The sequence below is a fragment of the Psychrobacillus sp. FSL K6-1464 genome (assembly GCF_038003145.1).
Taxonomy (GTDB): Bacteria; Bacillota; Bacilli; order Bacillales_A; family Planococcaceae; genus Psychrobacillus; species Psychrobacillus psychrotolerans.
Map to the genome: position 1 here is coordinate 2093578 of NZ_JBBOOP010000001.1, position 16909 is coordinate 2110486.

Sequence of the window (16909 nt, forward strand, 5' to 3'; positions counted from 1 at the left end):
CTAGTAATTAAACATTACAACAAAATAAAAGCACAAGGGATAAGAGAACTTATCAGCTTGTGCTTTAGAATTATTATAGAAAAATATGAGATCCATGGAACGATCATATCTTAGTACACGTGAAATTTGTTAAGGCTTTTGTACTTTACAGCCCACATTTTAGTTGAGCATTGCAATTGGTGCATGTGTTACATCCACCCATTTCTTCCACAGTACCTTTACGACAGACAGGACATGTATTTCCAACTTCTGAACCAATCGTTACATTGGTTGAGCGTAAATCTTGAATCGTATCTATTAAAACTACATGTCTTTTTTCTACTCTTTCTTCTTTTGGATGATCTTCTAATGTGTTTTCCTCTGCTTTTAACGTCAGAACTTGTGAGTCGCGACTTCCATCGACATACACAGTACCACCCTTAGCTCCACCACGATATAAACGCTCGTACACTCCTTCAACCTGTTCAACCGTATATCCACGTGGTGCGTTAACCGTTTTAGAAATAGAACTGTCAATCCAACGTTGAATGATACATTGCACATCTGCATGAGCTTCAGGAGCAAGTTCCATCGCAGTAACAAACCATTCTGGGAGATTTTCTTCTTCAGCAGATTCATTTTTACCTAAATATTCTTGCACAATGTCTGCTTTCACTTCTATAAATTTACCTAAACGACCACTTCTATAGTAAGTGAATGAATAATACGGCTCAAGTCCAGTAGAAACACCAACCATTGTTCCAGTTGAACCTGTAGGTGCGACTGTTAACAAATGAGAATTTCGAACACCATTCTCTAAAATAGAATTTCGAATGTCTTCTGGCATTGAACTCATAAATCCTGTTTCCGTAAATGCCTTACGCAAGCGATTAGTTTCCTCTTCTGTCTCACCAGTTAAGAATGGGAAGCTTCCGCGTTCTACAGCAAGTTCTGCTGATGTTTCATATGCTGCGATCGCAATTGTTTTAAAGATTTCATCTACTAAAACATTACCTTCATCTGAACCATACTCTTTTTCACAATAGATTAACAAGTCGGCAAGACCCATTACACCTAAGCCTATACGTCTTTCACCAAGTGCTTGTACTTTGTTTTCTTCTAAGAAGTATGGAGTTGCATCGATAACGTTATCTTGCATACGTACACCAACACTTACTGTTTCTTTTAACGCTTCATAGTCCACAGTCTTAGTTTCTTTGTTTGCAAATTGTGCTAAATTCACAGCAGCCAAGTTACACACAGAATATGGTGCAAGTGGTTGCTCTCCACAAGGATTAGTAGCGACAACTTTTTGTCCATATGCTGTAGCATTCGTTTTTTCATTTGCATTATCGATGAAGAAAACACCAGGTTCTGCAGAATAAGTAGCACAAATATTGATCAAATTCCAAAGTTCTTTCGCTTTTACTGTGCGATAAGTTCGAACCTCATAGCCCATTCTTTCCCACTCACGAACATCGCCAATTTTATGCCAATTTTCGTTGTAGAAATCCATTTCTTCTGGAGAATAAGCTTCAGTTGCCGGGAAACGCAAGTCAAAGTCGCTGTCTTCTTCTACTGCTTTCATAAAGTCATCCGTCAGCGTCACGGAGATATTTGCACCAGTTAAAAACTCAGAATTATGAACGGAATAAGTTCCGCCATCACGTAATTTTGTTTCTGCATCACGAATGATTTCTGCATTAAATCCACCTAGACCTGGAATAGCTTTGTAATTGATAATCCCTTGATACATCGCTTCTTCCTGAACAGTAAGTGGTTTGAATTTAAGCTTGTCCTTCGCGAGTTGTTTGATCGTTTCATCATTTGTGTTTTCAATCAAGAAACGTAAAATACGAGGGTTTTGCATTTTAGAGATTATAAATTCCGCAATATCAGGGTGCCAATCTGCTAGCATGATCATTTGTGCACCTCTGCGAGAACCACCTTGTTCAACAAGATGAGTTAGTTTAGCGATATCGTCTAACCATGAAACAGAACCAGATGATTTTCCGTTTACTCCTCGAGCTAACGTATTTCTTGGTCTTAGAGTAGAACCGTTTGTACCAACTCCACCACCACGACTCATAATTTCCATAACTTGTTTGCGGTGGTCACTAATCCCTTCACGCGAATCTGCAACGAATGGCATCACATAACAGTTAAAATAAGTAACATCCGTTCCCGTTCCTGCACCATATAGTACTCGTCCAGCTGGGATGAATTTTAAAGAAACTAGTTGTTGGTAGAATTTTTCAAACCATTCTTCCCGTTTTTCTTCTGTTTTTTCTACAGACGCAAGTCCTGTCGCGTTTCTTTTGGCAATTTGCTCGTAATATACTTCAAGAGGTTTTTCAATCACGCTTAAAGGACGAGTAATAATTCCAGATTCGATCTTGGCAGCATCGTCAATCGCACTTCGGTAATCTTCCTCGATTTGCACCTCAGCTGTTTTCGCTTGTTCGTTAATCGAAACGATATACCCTAGACCACGCGCTGGAAATTTAGGATCTTCTTTAACTGTTAGAACAACAAAGTCTCCTGCTTTTAACGTTTTCTTTTCCGTATCCTTAAAGGAATAACGATCGATCATGACAAGTCTCGACACACCTTTATGTGTAAGTGTCATATCTTCCGTAATCGAATGTACTTGTGGAAATAATTGGATATCTTTGTTTAACGCTTCAACATTTAAAGTAAGGTTCGTTTCATTTTTAGTTGTTACCATTTACTCTTCCTCCATTCTACAAATTGCAATTGACACAACATGTAGTAGTTTCATTTATAATACGACACAATATATTGAAGAGTAAAGCGAAACTAGTCAGGATTAATTAATATAATCCCTAACTCCTAGTTTTCGAATTTACTATAAGACATTGTTACTTTTATTTTTTATAATTCCATTTATCATTAGCATATCTTGTCACTTCTAGTTGTTTTACGTAATTCTTCTGTTCTTGCGTTAAGTTATATTCGACCAATTCTATCTCCAAGGCATCTGCAAATCCATTTTTAAAAGCCGTTTTACATTCTTCCATTGTTACCGGTTTTGATATTATTTTGTTAATGGAGACAGCTTTTTGAGATAGGCCTTTTCTCACTCTCTCTCTTACCTCTTCTGAAGCGAATTTAAACGTTTGAATTAATTTATCTTCATCAAGATCAAGTAATATTGCACCATGTTGTAGAATAACACCTTTTTGTCTTGTTTGTGCACTACCAGCAACTTTCTTTCCTTCGACGACTAATTCGTACCAGCTCGGTGCATCAAAACAGACTGCTGATTTTGGGTTTTTTAAATTTTCTTTCTGTTCGTCTGTATTCGGAACAGAAAAATAAGCGTTTAAACCAAGATTTTGAAATCCTAGCAGTAAACCCTCACTGATAACACGATAAGCTTCGGTTACAGTTGCTGGCATACTTGGATAACTCTCTGTAACGATTACGCTGTATGTAAGTTCATGTTCGTGAAGTACCCCTCTTCCCCCTGTAGGTCTACGCACAAAACCAAGTCCTAATCTTTTCACTGCTTCTATATCAATCTCTTTTTCCACAGTTTGAAAATAACCAATTGATAATGTTGCTGGATTCCATTCGTAAAATCTAATAACCGGGGGAATAAGACCCTCACTATGCCAATCCAGTAAGGCTTCGTCCAACGCCATATTGTATGATGGACTGCAGGGGCCAGAATTTATGAAGTACCATTTTGTCTTTTCCACCTTAATCTCTCCCTTCACAACGTGTATCATTTTATCAAATAGATTGAATTGTATCTAGCACTTCTTTTATAATGAATAGGAAACATAGAGAGGGGAAAGACCGTGTTAGAATTATTGTACTTCGTTATCGCTATACTTGTTGCCTTTTTAGTCTATGCTGGAATCTCGGCATATCGTTTAAAGAAAACTGTAACCAATCTCACGCAAGAACAATTTATTGAGGGTTACCGTAAAGCACAGCTTATTGATGTGCGTGAACCAAAAGAATTTGATGGTGGACATATTTTAGGAGCAAGAAATGTTCCTTCTACTCAATTTCGTCAGCGTTATAAAGAAATTCGTCCAGACAAGCCCGTGTACTTGTATGATCAAAGTGGTGCAAGAAGTGCGCGTGCAGCAATGTTTTTAAAGAAAAAAGGATATACACAGTTATACCAGCTCCAAGGTGGGTTCAAAGCTTGGACAGGTAAAGTTAAATCTAAGTAATACATAAGGTTCTTCTAAACAGAGGAACCTTTTTTCTTTCATCCACACAATCTGGAGGGTTTAGATGCAAAAACACATTTTGTTTTCTCATTTAGAAGATTTTAGAATCACTCACCCAAATTATGATGATTTTGCTATTGTTTCAAGACGAATTATTGCTACGTTGAATGAACGGGCAACAGGAGATTGGCAAGCAATTGATATTGGCGACTCAATTCTTCAACTGGAGGGAAATTTGTTAGATATGATGGAAAAAGGCTTACTTCCATACGAAGTGCTATGTTCTATTTTCGAAGCAAAGGCTCAGCGTAAAATATCTAGTAAGTCTCCATTAAGCTTTGAGAATAAATTAGAAGTTGTAGAAACATTTCAAAACAACCTTATTTTCTTTCCACAATATAATGTGGCCTTAACTCTTGCATTTAACTATTCTGGAGGAAATACCTGGCCAGAATATCAGTTTTTTTCAACTTCGGTAGATCAAGCCTTGAGTTTCTTACAAGAAATTAACGAAAAGCTAAGACAATTGTTAATGCAGTCTGTAACTTATCTGGTGGATACGGAAAATGGTGTCCAACGGAGAAATTATGGAGAACAGGCAGCTGTGGGTAGAGACGATGTCCTTCTAGCTGAAAGTATTAAACAAGATATTTTTCGTTCCATTGATGAATTTTTTAAACAGGATGGGTATTTCTTTAAAGAATATGGACTTCCCTATAAGCGAGGTATTCTTCTTTATGGCTCCCCTGGTAATGGTAAAACAACTTTAGTAAAGTCAATTACTGGATCAACGAAAGCTCCGGTTGTCTATTGGCAGATTACAGAGTTTACGGGTAGTCATTCCATCCAAGAAGTATTTGGTATTGTGACAAGGCTAGCACCTGCTATTTTAGTAATTGAAGATATAGATTCCATGCCAGAATATACTCGTTCAGTCTTTTTAAACACCCTAGACGGCGCCCAATCCAGAGAAGGACTATTTATCATAGGGACAACCAATTACCCTCAAAAAATTGATCCTGCGCTTATTAACCGTGCTGGCCGTTTTGACCGAGCGTATGAAATTCCTTCTCCAACAGCAAAAGTACGACAAGATTATTTACGCAAACTAGATATCAAAGGAATACTCTCTGACGACCAAGTGAACGAGATGGCCAAGCTTTCTAAAGGGCTGTCTATGTCCCAGTTAAACGAACTATATATGTCCGTTGCGCTAAACTGGCACTATGATGGGAACTTGGATTACGAGAAGAGAATAGAAGAACTAACAAAGCAAAATAATCGATCAAATAAAAACAACTGGGAAAATGATGAAAACTCTATTGGATTTAACTACTAATGAAGAACTGAGTGATAAATTTGCATTTTACCAATGAACCGAAAAGGATTTTTTACGTAATTGCGGTTATACTCACTATTGCCCTTGGGTTGAGTAGTAGATATTTTAATACGTTGCCTCCTTTTATCCAAAGTCATGCCGGTGATACAGTATGGGCAATGATGGTGTATTTTCTTTTTCGGTTTTTCTTTGTACACAGAAGTAAGTATGCAGCATTATATCTAAGTGTTATTTTTTGTTTTATAGTTGAATTTAGTCAGCTGTATCAAGCAAATTGGATTAATACAATACGTGATACTTTGCTGGGTGCTCTAATACTCGGTAAAGGTTTTCTTGGAAAAGATCTACTACGGTATTGTATTGGTATTTTTATAGCTTTTGTAGTGGATAAATGGATTTATCCTATTATTGCTCAAAAACACTAGGTATACCCCGATTAAAGGTGCTGAAAAGTTTTTATGATAACCTAAAAAAAGCTTGCCAATTATTAATTGACAAGCCTTTTTATGATAAATAATATTACCCCTCCAATATAAGTTTGCTTTCGCTTTCCATTAATCCCCCCACGTCGTCTTGTTCTTTGCTCATTTTTATCCAATTTACATATCCGTATATTGAGTTAACTAGAAATGCGGTCCACATCACTAACATCGACCAATCGTTTCCACCTGATTGCAATAATGTAATAGCCCATAATACAATGGATAATCCGTTGACGACAATCCATAGCACCCACTGTTCCGCATATCGTTTAATCATCAAAATTTGAGCAATAATGGATAACACGACAGCAACTGAATCAATTCTTACTTGTTGACCTCCAATTAGATGCAGGAAGTATGCATAAAGAACCGAAGTTATAACAGCAATTACAATTAACTGAAACCACTGTATTTTGGTTAAAGTCTTTACTTTAACATCCTCTCCAGTTGTTGACTGATCAACTTTATTTTTATTCCACAAGTAAATTCCAACAAACTGCAACGGAAAGTAGAACAATCCATTTAACATCGCTTCTCCATATAATCCGTATGTATAGGATATGTATGCATATGTTCCAGTTTGGACAATCCCAAAGTAATAATTACTGATTTTCCCTTTCGCTACTAGAACAACGCATAGCATCCCTGTCAGAGAGCTAATCAAACCCAGCAACGAGTCACCCCATGCAAAAAATAAGTAAATATTTACTAAAGTAAAGACTCCTAGCCAAGCTAGCTCAAATTTCGTCCAGTTTTTCATCTTACCCTCCAAAAAGTTTAAATTTGCCTCTGATACCTACTTGTAAAAGTCGTAGAATACTCGGAAGCGAAACTAATCCTTTATAGGCTAAAAGCAAGCATACTCTTCTTTCTCTAGCAATAACCCAATACTAGAACTTAAATAAAGAATAAGAGTTACCAACGTCGATTAGGACCAACATGAACATAAACTGAACCCAACTACCCTCAGAAGTTGAGCCTTTCGTTTTCTTTCATTACTAATCAAACATAGTTGTCTTTACACCTGTAAAGTTTTTAGTTTACAGTCATAGTATACGTATATGGATATAAAGTTACAATAAGAATTTTATATTTTAATAGAGTAGTTTGTCCTTCAAAGGAATATGTTTACATGCTCGAAAAGAAAAGTCGGACTCAATATAGGTTGGGTGTGATAGTTAGAAATATATTAAGTGTTTTATCAGCACTGAAAGTACTAATACATACAACTAAAAGGGTGTGATCCCGGAAGAATCACACCCTTTTTCTGTTATGCTTTTATATATCTTAATACCGGCTTACGCGCAGCTTTTGTTTCATCTAAACGGTTAATAACTGTAGTATGAGGAGCATTTTGAACGATTTCTGGATTTTCTTCTACTTCTTTTGCAATTTGAATCATTGCATCACAGAATGCATCCAAAGTTTCTTTTGACTCCGTTTCTGTTGGCTCGATCATCATACCCTCTTCTACATTCAATGGGAAGTAGATTGTAGGTGGATGATAACCAAAGTCAAGCAAACGTTTGGCCATATCTAGCGTACGAACGCCCAATTTCTTTTGGCGACGACCACTTAGTACGAATTCATGCTTACAATGGCGGTTATAAGGAAGATCGAAATGTCCCTCTAATCGTCTCATCATATAGTTTGCATTCAATACAGCGTACTCTGTTACAGCTTTAAGACCATCAGGACCCATTGAACGAATATACGTATAGGCACGAACATTTATACCGAAGTTTCCGTAGAATGGTTTAACTCTTCCAATTGTTTGCGGACGGTTATAGTCAAATGTATATTTGTCATCCTCTTTTACGAGTACCGGGCTTGGTAAGAACGGTATTAAATCAGCCTTAACTCCAACTGGACCTGAACCAGGACCTCCGCCGCCATGTGGACCTGTGAAAGTTTTATGCAAGTTTAAGTGAACACAGTCAAAGCCCATATCTCCAGGACGTGCTTTTGACATAACGGCATTTAAGTTTGCACCGTCATAATACAATTTACCACCCACACCGTGGATAATCTCTGCTAATTCTAATATTGTTTCTTCGAATAAACCTAATGTATTAGGATTAGTTAACATCAACGCAGCAGTATCTGGACCTACTACACGACGTAAATCTTCCAAATCTACTAAGCCTTCCTCATTTGATTTGACGGTAATCGTTTCGAAACCTGCAACTGTTGCGGAAGCAGGATTCGTTCCATGCGCTGAGTCAGGTACAATTACTTTTGTACGCTGGGTATCCCCATTTGCTTCATGGAATGCACGAATCATCATGAGCGCAGTCCATTCTCCATGTGCACCTGCAGCTGGTTGAAGTGTCACTTCATCCATCCCAGTGATTTCGATCAAATGTTCCTGAAGATCGTACATTAACTCCATTGCGCCTTGAACAGAAGCCTCATCTTGTAATGGATGAATATTCGCAAACCCAGGGAAACGTGCAACTGATTCGTTAATTTTTGGATTATACTTCATCGTACAAGAACCAAGCGGATAGAATCCTGTATCCACCCCATGATTTCGGTTAGATAAAGCCGTATAATGACGCATAATATCTAGTTCGGATACTTCCGGCAATTCAGCTTCTTCCACGCGCTGCATACCTTCTGGTAATAGAGTTGATAAATCTACTTCAGGTACATCTAGTTCAGGTAGGTTATAACCTACACGACCCTCTTTCGTAATTTCAAAAATTAGTGGTTGATTATCTTTATGCATGAAGAGCCCCCATTTCTTGCACGAGTGCATCTATTTCTTCTTTCGTACGCTGCTCTGTAACAGCAATTAATACATGGTTTTTAAGATCTGTGTTCACTCGCCCTAGATCAAATCCACCGATCATTCCCTTTTCAAGAAGTACTTTATTTGCATCTGCCACGGAACCATTTACTTTTACAACAATTTCGTTAAAATGTGCACCTTGATACGGCACTTCGAATCCTGCTTTTTCAAAGGATTGTTTTGCATAATGTGTTTTTACAATATTTTGAGTTGCCATTTCTTTAACACCTTTTTTACCAAGTGCTGTCATCGCAACGGAAGCTGCAAGTGCGTTTAATGCCTGATTTGAACAAATATTGGATGTAGCTTTATCGCGGCGGATATGCTGTTCGCGGGCCTGTAAAGTTAGTACATAACCACGACGGCCTTCCTCATCTGTTGTTTCACCTACTAAACGACCTGGAACTTTACGCATAAGCTTAGTGCTTACTGCAAAGAACCCACAATGTGGACCACCAAAAGCTTCGGAAATTCCGAATACTTGCGCATCTCCAACTGTAATATCTGCTCCAAATTTACCCGGGGGTGTTAAGACACCAAGCGCTAACGGATTGGCCGAAACAATGAACAAGGCATTTTGCGCATGGGTTAATTGCTCTACTTTTGCTAAATCCTCTATTTGTCCAAAGAAATTAGGATATTGAACCATTACTCCAGCAGTATCCTCATCTACTAATTCTTCTAATTTTATCAAATCAGTTACTCCATCTTTCATTGGCACTGTAACTACTTCAATATTTTGTCCTTTTGCATACACCTTCACCACATCTATATATTCTGGGTGTGTTGCTTCTGATACGAGTAGCTTTTTGCGACGCGTATGAGCTGCAGCAAGGTTGCCCGCTTCTGCTAGTGCCGTACCACCGTCATACATAGAAGAATTCGCAAGGTCCATTCCTGTTAGTTCACAAATCATCGTTTGAAATTCAAAAATTGCTTGAAGTTCACCTTGAGAGATTTCAGGTTGATACGGAGTATAGGCAGTATAAAACTCTGATCTAGAAATAACATGATCTACAATAATTGGCTTGAAATGATCATAAACACCAGCACCTAAAAAGGAAGCATATTGTTTACTGTCAGCATTTTTTGCAGCAAGCTGGCTCAATTCTTTCAATAGAGCAGATTCTGCTTTTGCAGGTTTAATATTGTACTCACCTTTAAAACGAACTTTTTCAGGAATGTCTGCAAACAATTCATCAATTGCGGAAATGCCAATTACATCTAACATTTCTTTTTGATCTTGCTCAGTCATTGGTAAATAACGATGCTTCATCAATGTACAACCTCTTTCTAAGTCTTATTTTTCTCTTTTATAAAACGGAGTTGCTATTGTAATTGCTTTTAATCGTTTATTTCTTATCTCAATTTCGACCTCTTGCCCAAGTTCAGCAAATGTTGCGTTAATTAAAGCTAAACCAATATTTTTCTTCAATGTAGGTGATTGTGTACCAGATGTTACATGACCAATTTGCTTATTATCTACAAATACTGGATATCCCGTACGAGGAATTCCTTTATCTATCATTTCGATCCCAATACTCTTCCTTTGTACACCGTTCTCTTTTTGTTCAAGCAATATAGATTTACCATTGAAGTCTTGTTCTTTTTTAAGTTTCACAACAAAACCGATATTAGCTTCAAGTGGTGAAATATCTTTTGTCAGTTCTTGACCGTACAGTGGTAAACAGGCTTCAAAACGTAAAGTATCACGCGCACCTAAACCACAGGGTAATATACCTTCTTCGGTTCCAGCATCTAAAATACTACTCCATAGGTCTGTTAAATCTTTTGCAGATGCATATAGTTCAAATCCATCTTCGCCTGTATAGCCAGTTCGAGACACAATTACATCTTTACCCGCGACATCGACATTATTTGCAAAACGGAAGAATCCTATTTCGTCTAAATTTTGAGTAGTCAGCTTTTGTAAAATGCCTTGCGCTGACGGACCTTGTAAAGCAAGTAAACCATAATCTTCTGATTTATTTACTAATGTTACATCACCTGAAGCATTTTCCTGCATCCAGTTAAAATCTTTTTCAATATTGCCAGCATTTACAACTAGAAGATAATGATTGTCATCCATTTTGTAAATTAACAAATCGTCGACTATTCCGCCGTCCTTATAACACATAGCTGTGTATTGAGCCTGGCCTTTTACTAATTTGGAGACATCATTCGTCATAATCTTTTGAAGATATTCTTCACTATCTGTGCCTGTTAAGATGATTTCACCCATATGAGAAACATCAAACAATCCCGCTTTCGTTCTTACTGCCTCGTGCTCCGCCTTAATGCTAGAGAATTGTACTGGTAACTCCCAACCTCCAAAGTCAATCGTCTTTCCTCCGTAATTTGCATATACATCAAATAAAGGTGTTCGTTTCAACTGTTCTGCCAAAATAATCTCCTCCTTCACATTTCCATACAAAAAAGGACAGAAAAACCCCTTTGGAAAAACAAGGGTTCTCTGTCCTGGGACCTGAAAGTTTACCAAAAATGGCTTTCCTCTTTGGTGGCTTTACGTAGGATAAACGAAAGCGCTCTCCAGAGTTGCGTCCTATATGAGTTCTTTTGCCTGAGAGATTCATAATTTTCATTACTTGCTCCTTCGGCGACGCAGCTAGTACGTTCTCTCCCCATATAATCATCCGCGATATCTGTATAACTCACTCTTTGTCTATATCCTAACATTCAAGTAATTCAGAAGCAATACTTTTTGATAAAATTAGTAAAACACGAACATTTCAAATATATTATTACGTTTTCATTCGCCTTTAAGCCTATTCACTTGATATCCTGCATACTCTGTAATTTGTCTAAGAGGTCTATGTTCTGTTCGAATTGAAATATGTGCAGCCTTTTTATAGAACCATCTCCTCGTTCTATACAATCTTTCTAATTCTTCCTTTGTACTGTTTTGCACAATCGGTCTATTTTTGTCGTTTTTAATTCTCATCCAAATATCTTCAAAAGTGGCATCTAAATATAATACAAGTCCAGTTCTTCGCATCACTTCAATATTTTTTTCGCTCATGGCAACGCCACCACCTGTCGAAATGATACAAGATTCGTTTCGGAAATTCTCAAGAAAATCTGTCTCTACTTTTCGAAAGTACGCTTCGCCTTCTTGTTCAAAAATCTCAGGGATTGTTCTATTTTGTAATCTAACAATTTCCTTATCCATATCGTAATAAGGCATTTTTAAGAAAAAGCTCAATCTTCTACCGATTGCACTTTTACCACTTCCCATAAATCCTACTAAATATACCTTATACATGATTCACCAACTCACTAAATTCCAATTTTCTCGGCGCCGCAACACCATCAAGTTATTCTTTATTATAGTGAGTGGCTTTTTTTATTACAACTATAAAAATAGCCCTATGAACAACTATTGCGAATTTTGTCGATGGAACAGCTCTATTTTTTCGATGGCTGCACCTGTATAAAACATTTCTAAAGCAGTATACGTCTGATATTTGGATTGATAAGCAGCAGTAATAGACAGCAAGAAGATTGTCACAACCATTAAAAGAATAACTACAGCCGGAAAAAATACTCCTCTTTCATTACCTAGCATATGTGACATAAAAAACATGCTCCTTTTCTACATCATTAAAAAAAACCACTCGCATTCGTAGTGAGTTTCCTATCACTTCAACAAAAAAAGATTCAATATTAACTAACATATGCTCGTGACCGTCCATATTTTTTGTTTTGCGAATAACGTTTTGATAGGATTCCAATTTGTATTTCATTTCATTTTTTTCAATCGTAATTCCTTTCGAATTATCATGAACAGCGATGGAGTCTACTTCGGTTAAATACGAATCTGCATATTGGATGAACAAAGCCCATTCTGTTTCTGTCGTATCTGTCACATTTGCTTCGGCGTTCGTCATCCACCACATAGTGCCAGCCACTACCTGAGCGAATAGCATAAATACTGCTAAATGGAGAATCCCCTCCAGTAAAGTGTATCCTGACTGATCTCGAATTTTCATTTGATAAGGGACACACATTTATGTTTCTTTTCCTGCATCCCATCATAATCTATACAAATTGATTCGCTACTAATTTCATATGAATACATAATCTTATTCACTTGCATACCTCCAGTTTTCATATTTTCTACGGTATACATCTTTGAAACTTCATACATAACTAGCGATGAATGATAATCTCTTTTTTTATCTTCTAAATGCACAACCATATAATTTAGAAACGGTAAAATTGTCGTAGTAATGATAAATATGATACTCAAAGATAAAACTGTTTCTGGCCAAGAAAAGCCTTCACTATTTTTCATAATTTATAACACCTCTACCTATATATAGAGTTATTCGCTTCTCCCCTCTTTCTGTTTCAAATAATAAGTTTCCAAAATTGTTAAGATTACCATTTGGATGAAAGGAAATCGTTTTGATCGTACTCTCATCTGCTAAATGCATATTCCTCGGTAATTCTTTTTCAAACAATATAACATTAGCCGATCTTGCTTGGTAATTCCTTCGATTGTTAATAAAATAAATATAGGTATATTTGTTTTCTCCAATAGAGATTGCTTGTATTCTCTGGATATCTAAATGCAGTTGCTTATAAAATCTCTCTTCCTCCATTTCCTCCAGCTTAGATGCCGACAATAAAATGACTGAAGAAGAAACAACCATAACGATTGATAAAACAAGCAACATCTCGATTATTGTGAATCCCTTCTCGTCAGACTTAAACTTATACTGTACGAAGTTAGCCACTAGTCACTTTCCCTGTTGTGGAATTGATCGTAATGTTGTCCCCATTAGGACATTTTGTGTTTTTGTCTGGTAAATAATCTCCTTCTTCAAGTTCCACTAGTGTAGGTATTTTCTTATGATCCATTTTATATGCCGCAATTTGGCCTTCCAACATTTTGACAAAGGCTTGACAACTTTTTTCATCGATACTTGCAGAGTGCTTTGTTACATTTGGAATAGAAATAAGAATTAATACAGAAATAATCAGCAAAACTATCATCATTTCAACTAAAGTGAAGCCTCTGTTATTTTTCAGTAATTTTCTCATAATATCTCCTTTATACAATATTAATCATGTTATAAATAGGCAATAATATAGCCAAGTAAGCACCAATGATGAATATGGCTAATATTAAAAATAACGTTGGTTGAACTATACTTATATAGCGAGATAGCTTACTTTCTATTTCTTGACTAAGAAACTCACTATAGAGAGATAGTTCTCTTCCTAAATAACCACTATTTTCACCATGCACAACAAAATAAAATAATTCGGTTGTGAATGAATCTAAAAGGAACACGGCCTGTGAGAATGATTCACCATGTACTACCTTGTCTTTCATCTGTTCCCCGATATAGCGAAGAACTCGATGCTCCTTTTGGTAGTTAAGCGCTTCAAATGATTGTTGTAACGACATGCCACTCTCCAATAGTCCACCCATTTCTCTTGCAAATATTCTTGTAAGAAGCAATCGATACCAACTTCTCACTATTGGCAATTTCAGATAAATTTGGAGTTGCTTCTCTAATGAAAGCCTTTGTATGGCAAGATAGGATAAAACAATCAAACTAAATCCAATTATTGCTGCGAAGATAAATATATTTGGCATTTGCAAAAGATAACCTGTCCAAGCTAAAGAATTATCCGAAGACTCATTTCCCCTTGAACCAATCAATGATTCCATATTAGGCATGAAGTAAATTCTAAACATCGTAAACAATAAAAAAAGGATCGAAAACAAAAAGACAGGATACATCAATAAGTTATTTAGACGTTTCTTGGCACCTTCAAAAAAGGCAGTATTTATGCTTAATACAGTAATCGTCTGTTGTAATTGCCCATGTACAGAAGCGAGGTTCAATGGCAACAATAATCTATTTGGAAAACCTAATAATTTAAATACATCGACCACATTTAATCCATTTCGTTGTACATCCGTAATTCTTTTACTAACAGTATCTGAGTCTTTCACATGAAAGGGCAACAACATAGTAATGGATTCATGAAAGGTATAACCTTCCTTTAAGAGATCACTTAATCTACTCAAAAAAGAGGAATGCATTTTTGGAGGAATTGTTTGTTGCTTCCTTTCCAAATAAGCTTTAACCTTTTTCAATAACACCTTCTCTAACCCCTCTCTCTATTTGGTAGGATAAAGAAAATTGATAGGGAATATGATAAGTTTTACCAATATACATAGATTGAAATGCTTCCTCTAACAAATCATCAGATAGAATCTCAAAAACTGCGGATAATTCAGATTCACTGCTTTTTGATACAACGACTAATCTTTGCGTAACAATACCGGTAATTGTTTGCTTTAGCTCTTCTGAGGTTACCCCTAGATCGACAAGACGATAAAGAGATCCCACACCGTCCTTTGCATGAATAGTTGAAACGACAAGATGGCCTGTGAGCGCTGCTTGAATTGCTGCTTTAGCTGTGGACTCGTCTCTAATTTCTCCTATCATAATAACGTCTGGTGAGTGGCGTAATATAGCCTTTAGACCAGTCGAATAAGTCACTCCAGACCGTTCATTCACTTGAATTTGAAGTAAATGGGACTGGCTATTCTCGACTGGGTCTTCTAACGAAATGACATGTCGATTTAAATTTTCTGAACAATATTTGGTGAGTGAATACATAGTGGTGGATTTTCCAGAGCCAGTAGGACCTACAAATAAGATCAAACCTTGACGATTATTGGCAAGTTCTACAATTTTTTCTGTTGCATCTCTAAACAGAGAGAGGGAATGAATAATTTTAGCGTTGTCATGTTGTTGGAGACGTATTACCATACTTTCCTTGCTAAAAATGGAGGGAAGTGTAGACACACGAAATGAGAATTTATGAGAGTTAAATACTTGTTGAAAGGAACCGCTTTGTGGCTTTCTTTTTTCGCTGATATCAAGAGAGGAGATAAACTTGAAGAATGAGATGATGCGTTCTCCAATGTTCAATGGTAGCTTACCCGCTTCAAACATTTGAGAATTCTTTTTAAAAAAATAAGTATAACTATCTTCGTTAGGAATCATGTGTAAATCGGAAGCACCGAATTTATGAGCTTTTCTAAGTAGTCGAAAGCATTTTTCTTCAATAACATTTTCTACTTGTTGCATAATTTTCCTTTCCCCAGATACAAGTTGTGACCGCAAAACAGCTTGTACCGATTATTATACTGGCTTACATCTAAAATTGGAAGTAGTTTTTTAAATTTTCTGTTATATTATAATTATTTTATTATTCTTATGTGATTGATTATAATAATAACTAATAGAAGAAAGAAGGTAATTGTGTGCCAAATACTTTACAGCTAACTAATGCTTTAGCGGACGAAACTAGGTATTCAATTTATTTGTATATTGTTAAGCAAGTACAATCAGTAAATGTGCAGCAAATTGCAGATCGATTCGGCATACACCCTAATGTTGCAAGATTACATTTAACCAAGCTAAATGAAACTAAATTAATTACCTCGGAGTTACTGTACAACAAAAAAGGCGGTAGACCTGCGCGTATATATACCGTTGCAGATCAACCTATTCAGTTAAGTTTTCCAAAACAAGAAAATCAGTTGTTACTAGGCTGGTTATTAGAGTTAGTGGAAACAATGGGTACAGAAGCGCTCGAAAATGCAAAAAGTATTAGTTATACTTCGGGATACGATTCTATGCAACAGGCCAAAATAAACGATCAAAGCTTCGACCAAAAAATAGAACTACTATCTGCTGCTGCTCTCGCTGTAGGATATATCCCAAATATCGAAAAAAAAGACGATAAACAAATTATTACATTCTCTATTTTTAATTGCCCTTTTAAAGGTCAACTAACTAATCATCCCCATATTATTTGCAGTATTCACGAATCATTTTTAAAAGGCCAGTTTGATGCTTTGTTCCCAAATAACGAATTTATTCAGCTTGAAAGTAAACAAAAACAATGTAGCAATTGCGTATATCAAATAGAAGTCCTATAATGAAAGCATAGATAATACATATTTGTGACAATAGAGAGTATAATGTGTAAAGAAAACTAATAATCAGTTTACATGTACGATCACTTTCATTTATAATAAATATGAGAA

General features: G+C 36.4%; 18 protein-coding genes and 2 riboswitches. Of the genes, 4 read left to right on the forward strand and 14 right to left on the reverse strand.

All coding sequences use genetic code 11. The features are described 5' to 3' along the window. Positions 1-145: 145 nt before the first annotated feature. Positions 146-2707, reverse strand: a complete 2562-nt coding sequence (locus MKX39_RS10575; RefSeq protein WP_093538417.1) for a vitamin B12-dependent ribonucleotide reductase — start codon at positions 2705-2707, stop codon at positions 146-148. A gap of 160 nt (positions 2708-2867) precedes the next feature. Next, entirely contained in the window at positions 2868-3704 is an 837-nt protein-coding gene (locus tag MKX39_RS10580) for a lipoate--protein ligase family protein (protein WP_340769542.1), read from the reverse strand. A gap of 102 nt (positions 3705-3806) precedes the next feature. On the opposite strand from MKX39_RS10580, the gene MKX39_RS10585 reads away from it, so the two are divergent. From MKX39_RS10585 to MKX39_RS10595, 3 genes are all read left to right on the forward strand, one after another. Then, positions 3807-4190, forward strand: a complete 384-nt coding sequence (locus MKX39_RS10585) for a rhodanese-like domain-containing protein (protein ID WP_340769543.1) — start codon at positions 3807-3809, stop codon at positions 4188-4190. Positions 4191-4254: 64 nt separating this feature from the next. After that, positions 4255-5529, forward strand: a complete 1275-nt coding sequence (locus tag MKX39_RS10590; protein ID WP_340769544.1) for an ATP-binding protein — start codon at positions 4255-4257, stop codon at positions 5527-5529. A gap of 11 nt (positions 5530-5540) precedes the next feature. Continuing rightward, the gene (locus MKX39_RS10595; protein ID WP_340769545.1) at positions 5541-5954 is read left to right on the forward strand and encodes a ribosomal maturation YjgA family protein; all 414 of its coding nucleotides are present in this window, start codon (positions 5541-5543) and stop codon (positions 5952-5954) included. Between the two features lie 94 nt (positions 5955-6048). On the opposite strand, the gene pnuC is transcribed toward MKX39_RS10595, so the two are convergent. The 12 genes from pnuC to comGA form a co-directional block, all read right to left on the reverse strand. Continuing rightward, the gene (gene pnuC, locus MKX39_RS10600; RefSeq protein WP_340769546.1) at positions 6049-6771 is read right to left on the reverse strand and encodes a nicotinamide riboside transporter PnuC; all 723 of its coding nucleotides are present in this window, start codon (positions 6769-6771) and stop codon (positions 6049-6051) included. Between the two features lie 510 nt (positions 6772-7281). Further along, positions 7282-8742 carry an aminomethyl-transferring glycine dehydrogenase subunit GcvPB gene (gene gcvPB, locus MKX39_RS10605; RefSeq protein WP_093538412.1) on the reverse strand — a complete coding sequence of 487 codons (1461 nt, stop codon included), beginning with the start codon at positions 8740-8742 and terminating at the stop codon, positions 7282-7284. After that, complete coding sequence (gene gcvPA / locus MKX39_RS10610; protein WP_340769547.1) at positions 8735-10081, reverse strand: aminomethyl-transferring glycine dehydrogenase subunit GcvPA; 1347 nt, start codon at positions 10079-10081, stop codon at positions 8735-8737. The genes gcvPB and gcvPA overlap by 8 nt, the downstream gene beginning before the upstream one ends. A gap of 24 nt (positions 10082-10105) precedes the next feature. Beyond that, positions 10106-11209, reverse strand: a complete 1104-nt coding sequence (gene gcvT / locus MKX39_RS10615; RefSeq protein WP_093538410.1) for a glycine cleavage system aminomethyltransferase GcvT — start codon at positions 11207-11209, stop codon at positions 10106-10108. Positions 11210-11276: 67 nt separating this feature from the next. Further along, positions 11277-11361, reverse strand: a riboswitch (glycine riboswitch). Positions 11362-11364: 3 nt separating this feature from the next. Beyond that, positions 11365-11459: riboswitch (glycine riboswitch) on the reverse strand. A gap of 116 nt (positions 11460-11575) precedes the next feature. Further along, positions 11576-12088 carry a shikimate kinase gene (locus tag MKX39_RS10620; RefSeq protein WP_093538409.1) on the reverse strand — a complete coding sequence of 171 codons (513 nt, stop codon included), beginning with the start codon at positions 12086-12088 and terminating at the stop codon, positions 11576-11578. A gap of 114 nt (positions 12089-12202) precedes the next feature. Continuing rightward, positions 12203-12400: a hypothetical protein gene (locus tag MKX39_RS10625; protein WP_340769548.1), complete on the reverse strand. Its 198-nt coding sequence runs from the start codon at positions 12398-12400 to the stop codon at positions 12203-12205. Then, on the reverse strand, positions 12381-12815 hold the full coding sequence (comGF, locus tag MKX39_RS10630) for a competence type IV pilus minor pilin ComGF (RefSeq protein ID WP_340769549.1): 435 nt from the start codon (positions 12813-12815) through the stop codon (positions 12381-12383). The genes MKX39_RS10625 and comGF overlap by 20 nt, the downstream gene beginning before the upstream one ends. Further along, positions 12812-13120: a hypothetical protein gene (locus MKX39_RS10635; RefSeq protein WP_340762559.1), complete on the reverse strand. Its 309-nt coding sequence runs from the start codon at positions 13118-13120 to the stop codon at positions 12812-12814. The genes comGF and MKX39_RS10635 overlap by 4 nt, the downstream gene beginning before the upstream one ends. After that, a complete protein-coding gene (gene comGD, locus MKX39_RS10640; RefSeq protein ID WP_340769550.1) occupies positions 13110-13565 on the reverse strand; it encodes a competence type IV pilus minor pilin ComGD in 456 nt (151 codons plus the stop codon). The genes MKX39_RS10635 and comGD overlap by 11 nt, the downstream gene beginning before the upstream one ends. After that, positions 13558-13872, reverse strand: coding sequence for a competence type IV pilus major pilin ComGC (gene comGC, locus MKX39_RS10645; RefSeq protein WP_093538404.1), 315 nt, complete (start codon positions 13870-13872; stop codon positions 13558-13560). The genes comGD and comGC overlap by 8 nt, the downstream gene beginning before the upstream one ends. 10 nt (positions 13873-13882) lie before the next feature. Beyond that, on the reverse strand, positions 13883-14941 hold the full coding sequence (comGB, locus tag MKX39_RS10650; RefSeq protein ID WP_340769551.1) for a competence type IV pilus assembly protein ComGB: 1059 nt from the start codon (positions 14939-14941) through the stop codon (positions 13883-13885). Further along, positions 14928-15944, reverse strand: a complete 1017-nt coding sequence (gene comGA, locus MKX39_RS10655) for a competence type IV pilus ATPase ComGA (protein ID WP_340769552.1) — start codon at positions 15942-15944, stop codon at positions 14928-14930. Before comGA ends, comGB begins: the two co-directional genes overlap by 14 nt. Before the next feature lie 176 nt (positions 15945-16120). Between comGA and MKX39_RS10660 the strand changes: the two genes are divergently transcribed. Continuing rightward, complete coding sequence (locus tag MKX39_RS10660; protein ID WP_340769553.1) at positions 16121-16801, forward strand: helix-turn-helix transcriptional regulator; 681 nt, start codon at positions 16121-16123, stop codon at positions 16799-16801. The last annotated feature ends 108 nt before the right edge of the window (positions 16802-16909 follow it).

What these genes read in the sequence shown, in the direction of transcription:
- MKX39_RS10575 (WP_093538417.1), bottom strand. Translation starts at nt 2,707, where the DNA reads ATGGTAACAACTAAAAATGAAACGAACCTTACTTTAAATGTTGAAGCG.
- MKX39_RS10590 (WP_340769544.1), top strand. Translation starts at nt 4,255, where the DNA reads ATGCAAAAACACATTTTGTTTTCTCATTTAGAAGATTTTAGAATCACT.
- pnuC (WP_340769546.1), bottom strand. Translation starts at nt 6,771, where the DNA reads ATGAAAAACTGGACGAAATTTGAGCTAGCTTGGCTAGGAGTCTTTACT.
- gcvPB (WP_093538412.1), bottom strand. Translation starts at nt 8,742, where the DNA reads ATGCATAAAGATAATCAACCACTAATTTTTGAAATTACGAAAGAGGGT.
- gcvPA (WP_340769547.1), bottom strand. Translation starts at nt 10,081, where the DNA reads ATGAAGCATCGTTATTTACCAATGACTGAGCAAGATCAAAAAGAAATG.
- MKX39_RS10620 (WP_093538409.1), bottom strand. Translation starts at nt 12,088, where the DNA reads ATGTATAAGGTATATTTAGTAGGATTTATGGGAAGTGGTAAAAGTGCA.
- MKX39_RS10625 (WP_340769548.1), bottom strand. Translation starts at nt 12,400, where the DNA reads ATGTCACATATGCTAGGTAATGAAAGAGGAGTATTTTTTCCGGCTGTA.
- comGF (WP_340769549.1), bottom strand. Translation starts at nt 12,815, where the DNA reads ATGAAAATTCGAGATCAGTCAGGATACACTTTACTGGAGGGGATTCTC.
- MKX39_RS10635 (WP_340762559.1), bottom strand. Translation starts at nt 13,120, where the DNA reads ATGAAAAATAGTGAAGGCTTTTCTTGGCCAGAAACAGTTTTATCTTTG.
- comGC (WP_093538404.1), bottom strand. Translation starts at nt 13,872, where the DNA reads ATGAGAAAATTACTGAAAAATAACAGAGGCTTCACTTTAGTTGAAATG.
- comGA (WP_340769552.1), bottom strand. Translation starts at nt 15,944, where the DNA reads ATGCAACAAGTAGAAAATGTTATTGAAGAAAAATGCTTTCGACTACTT.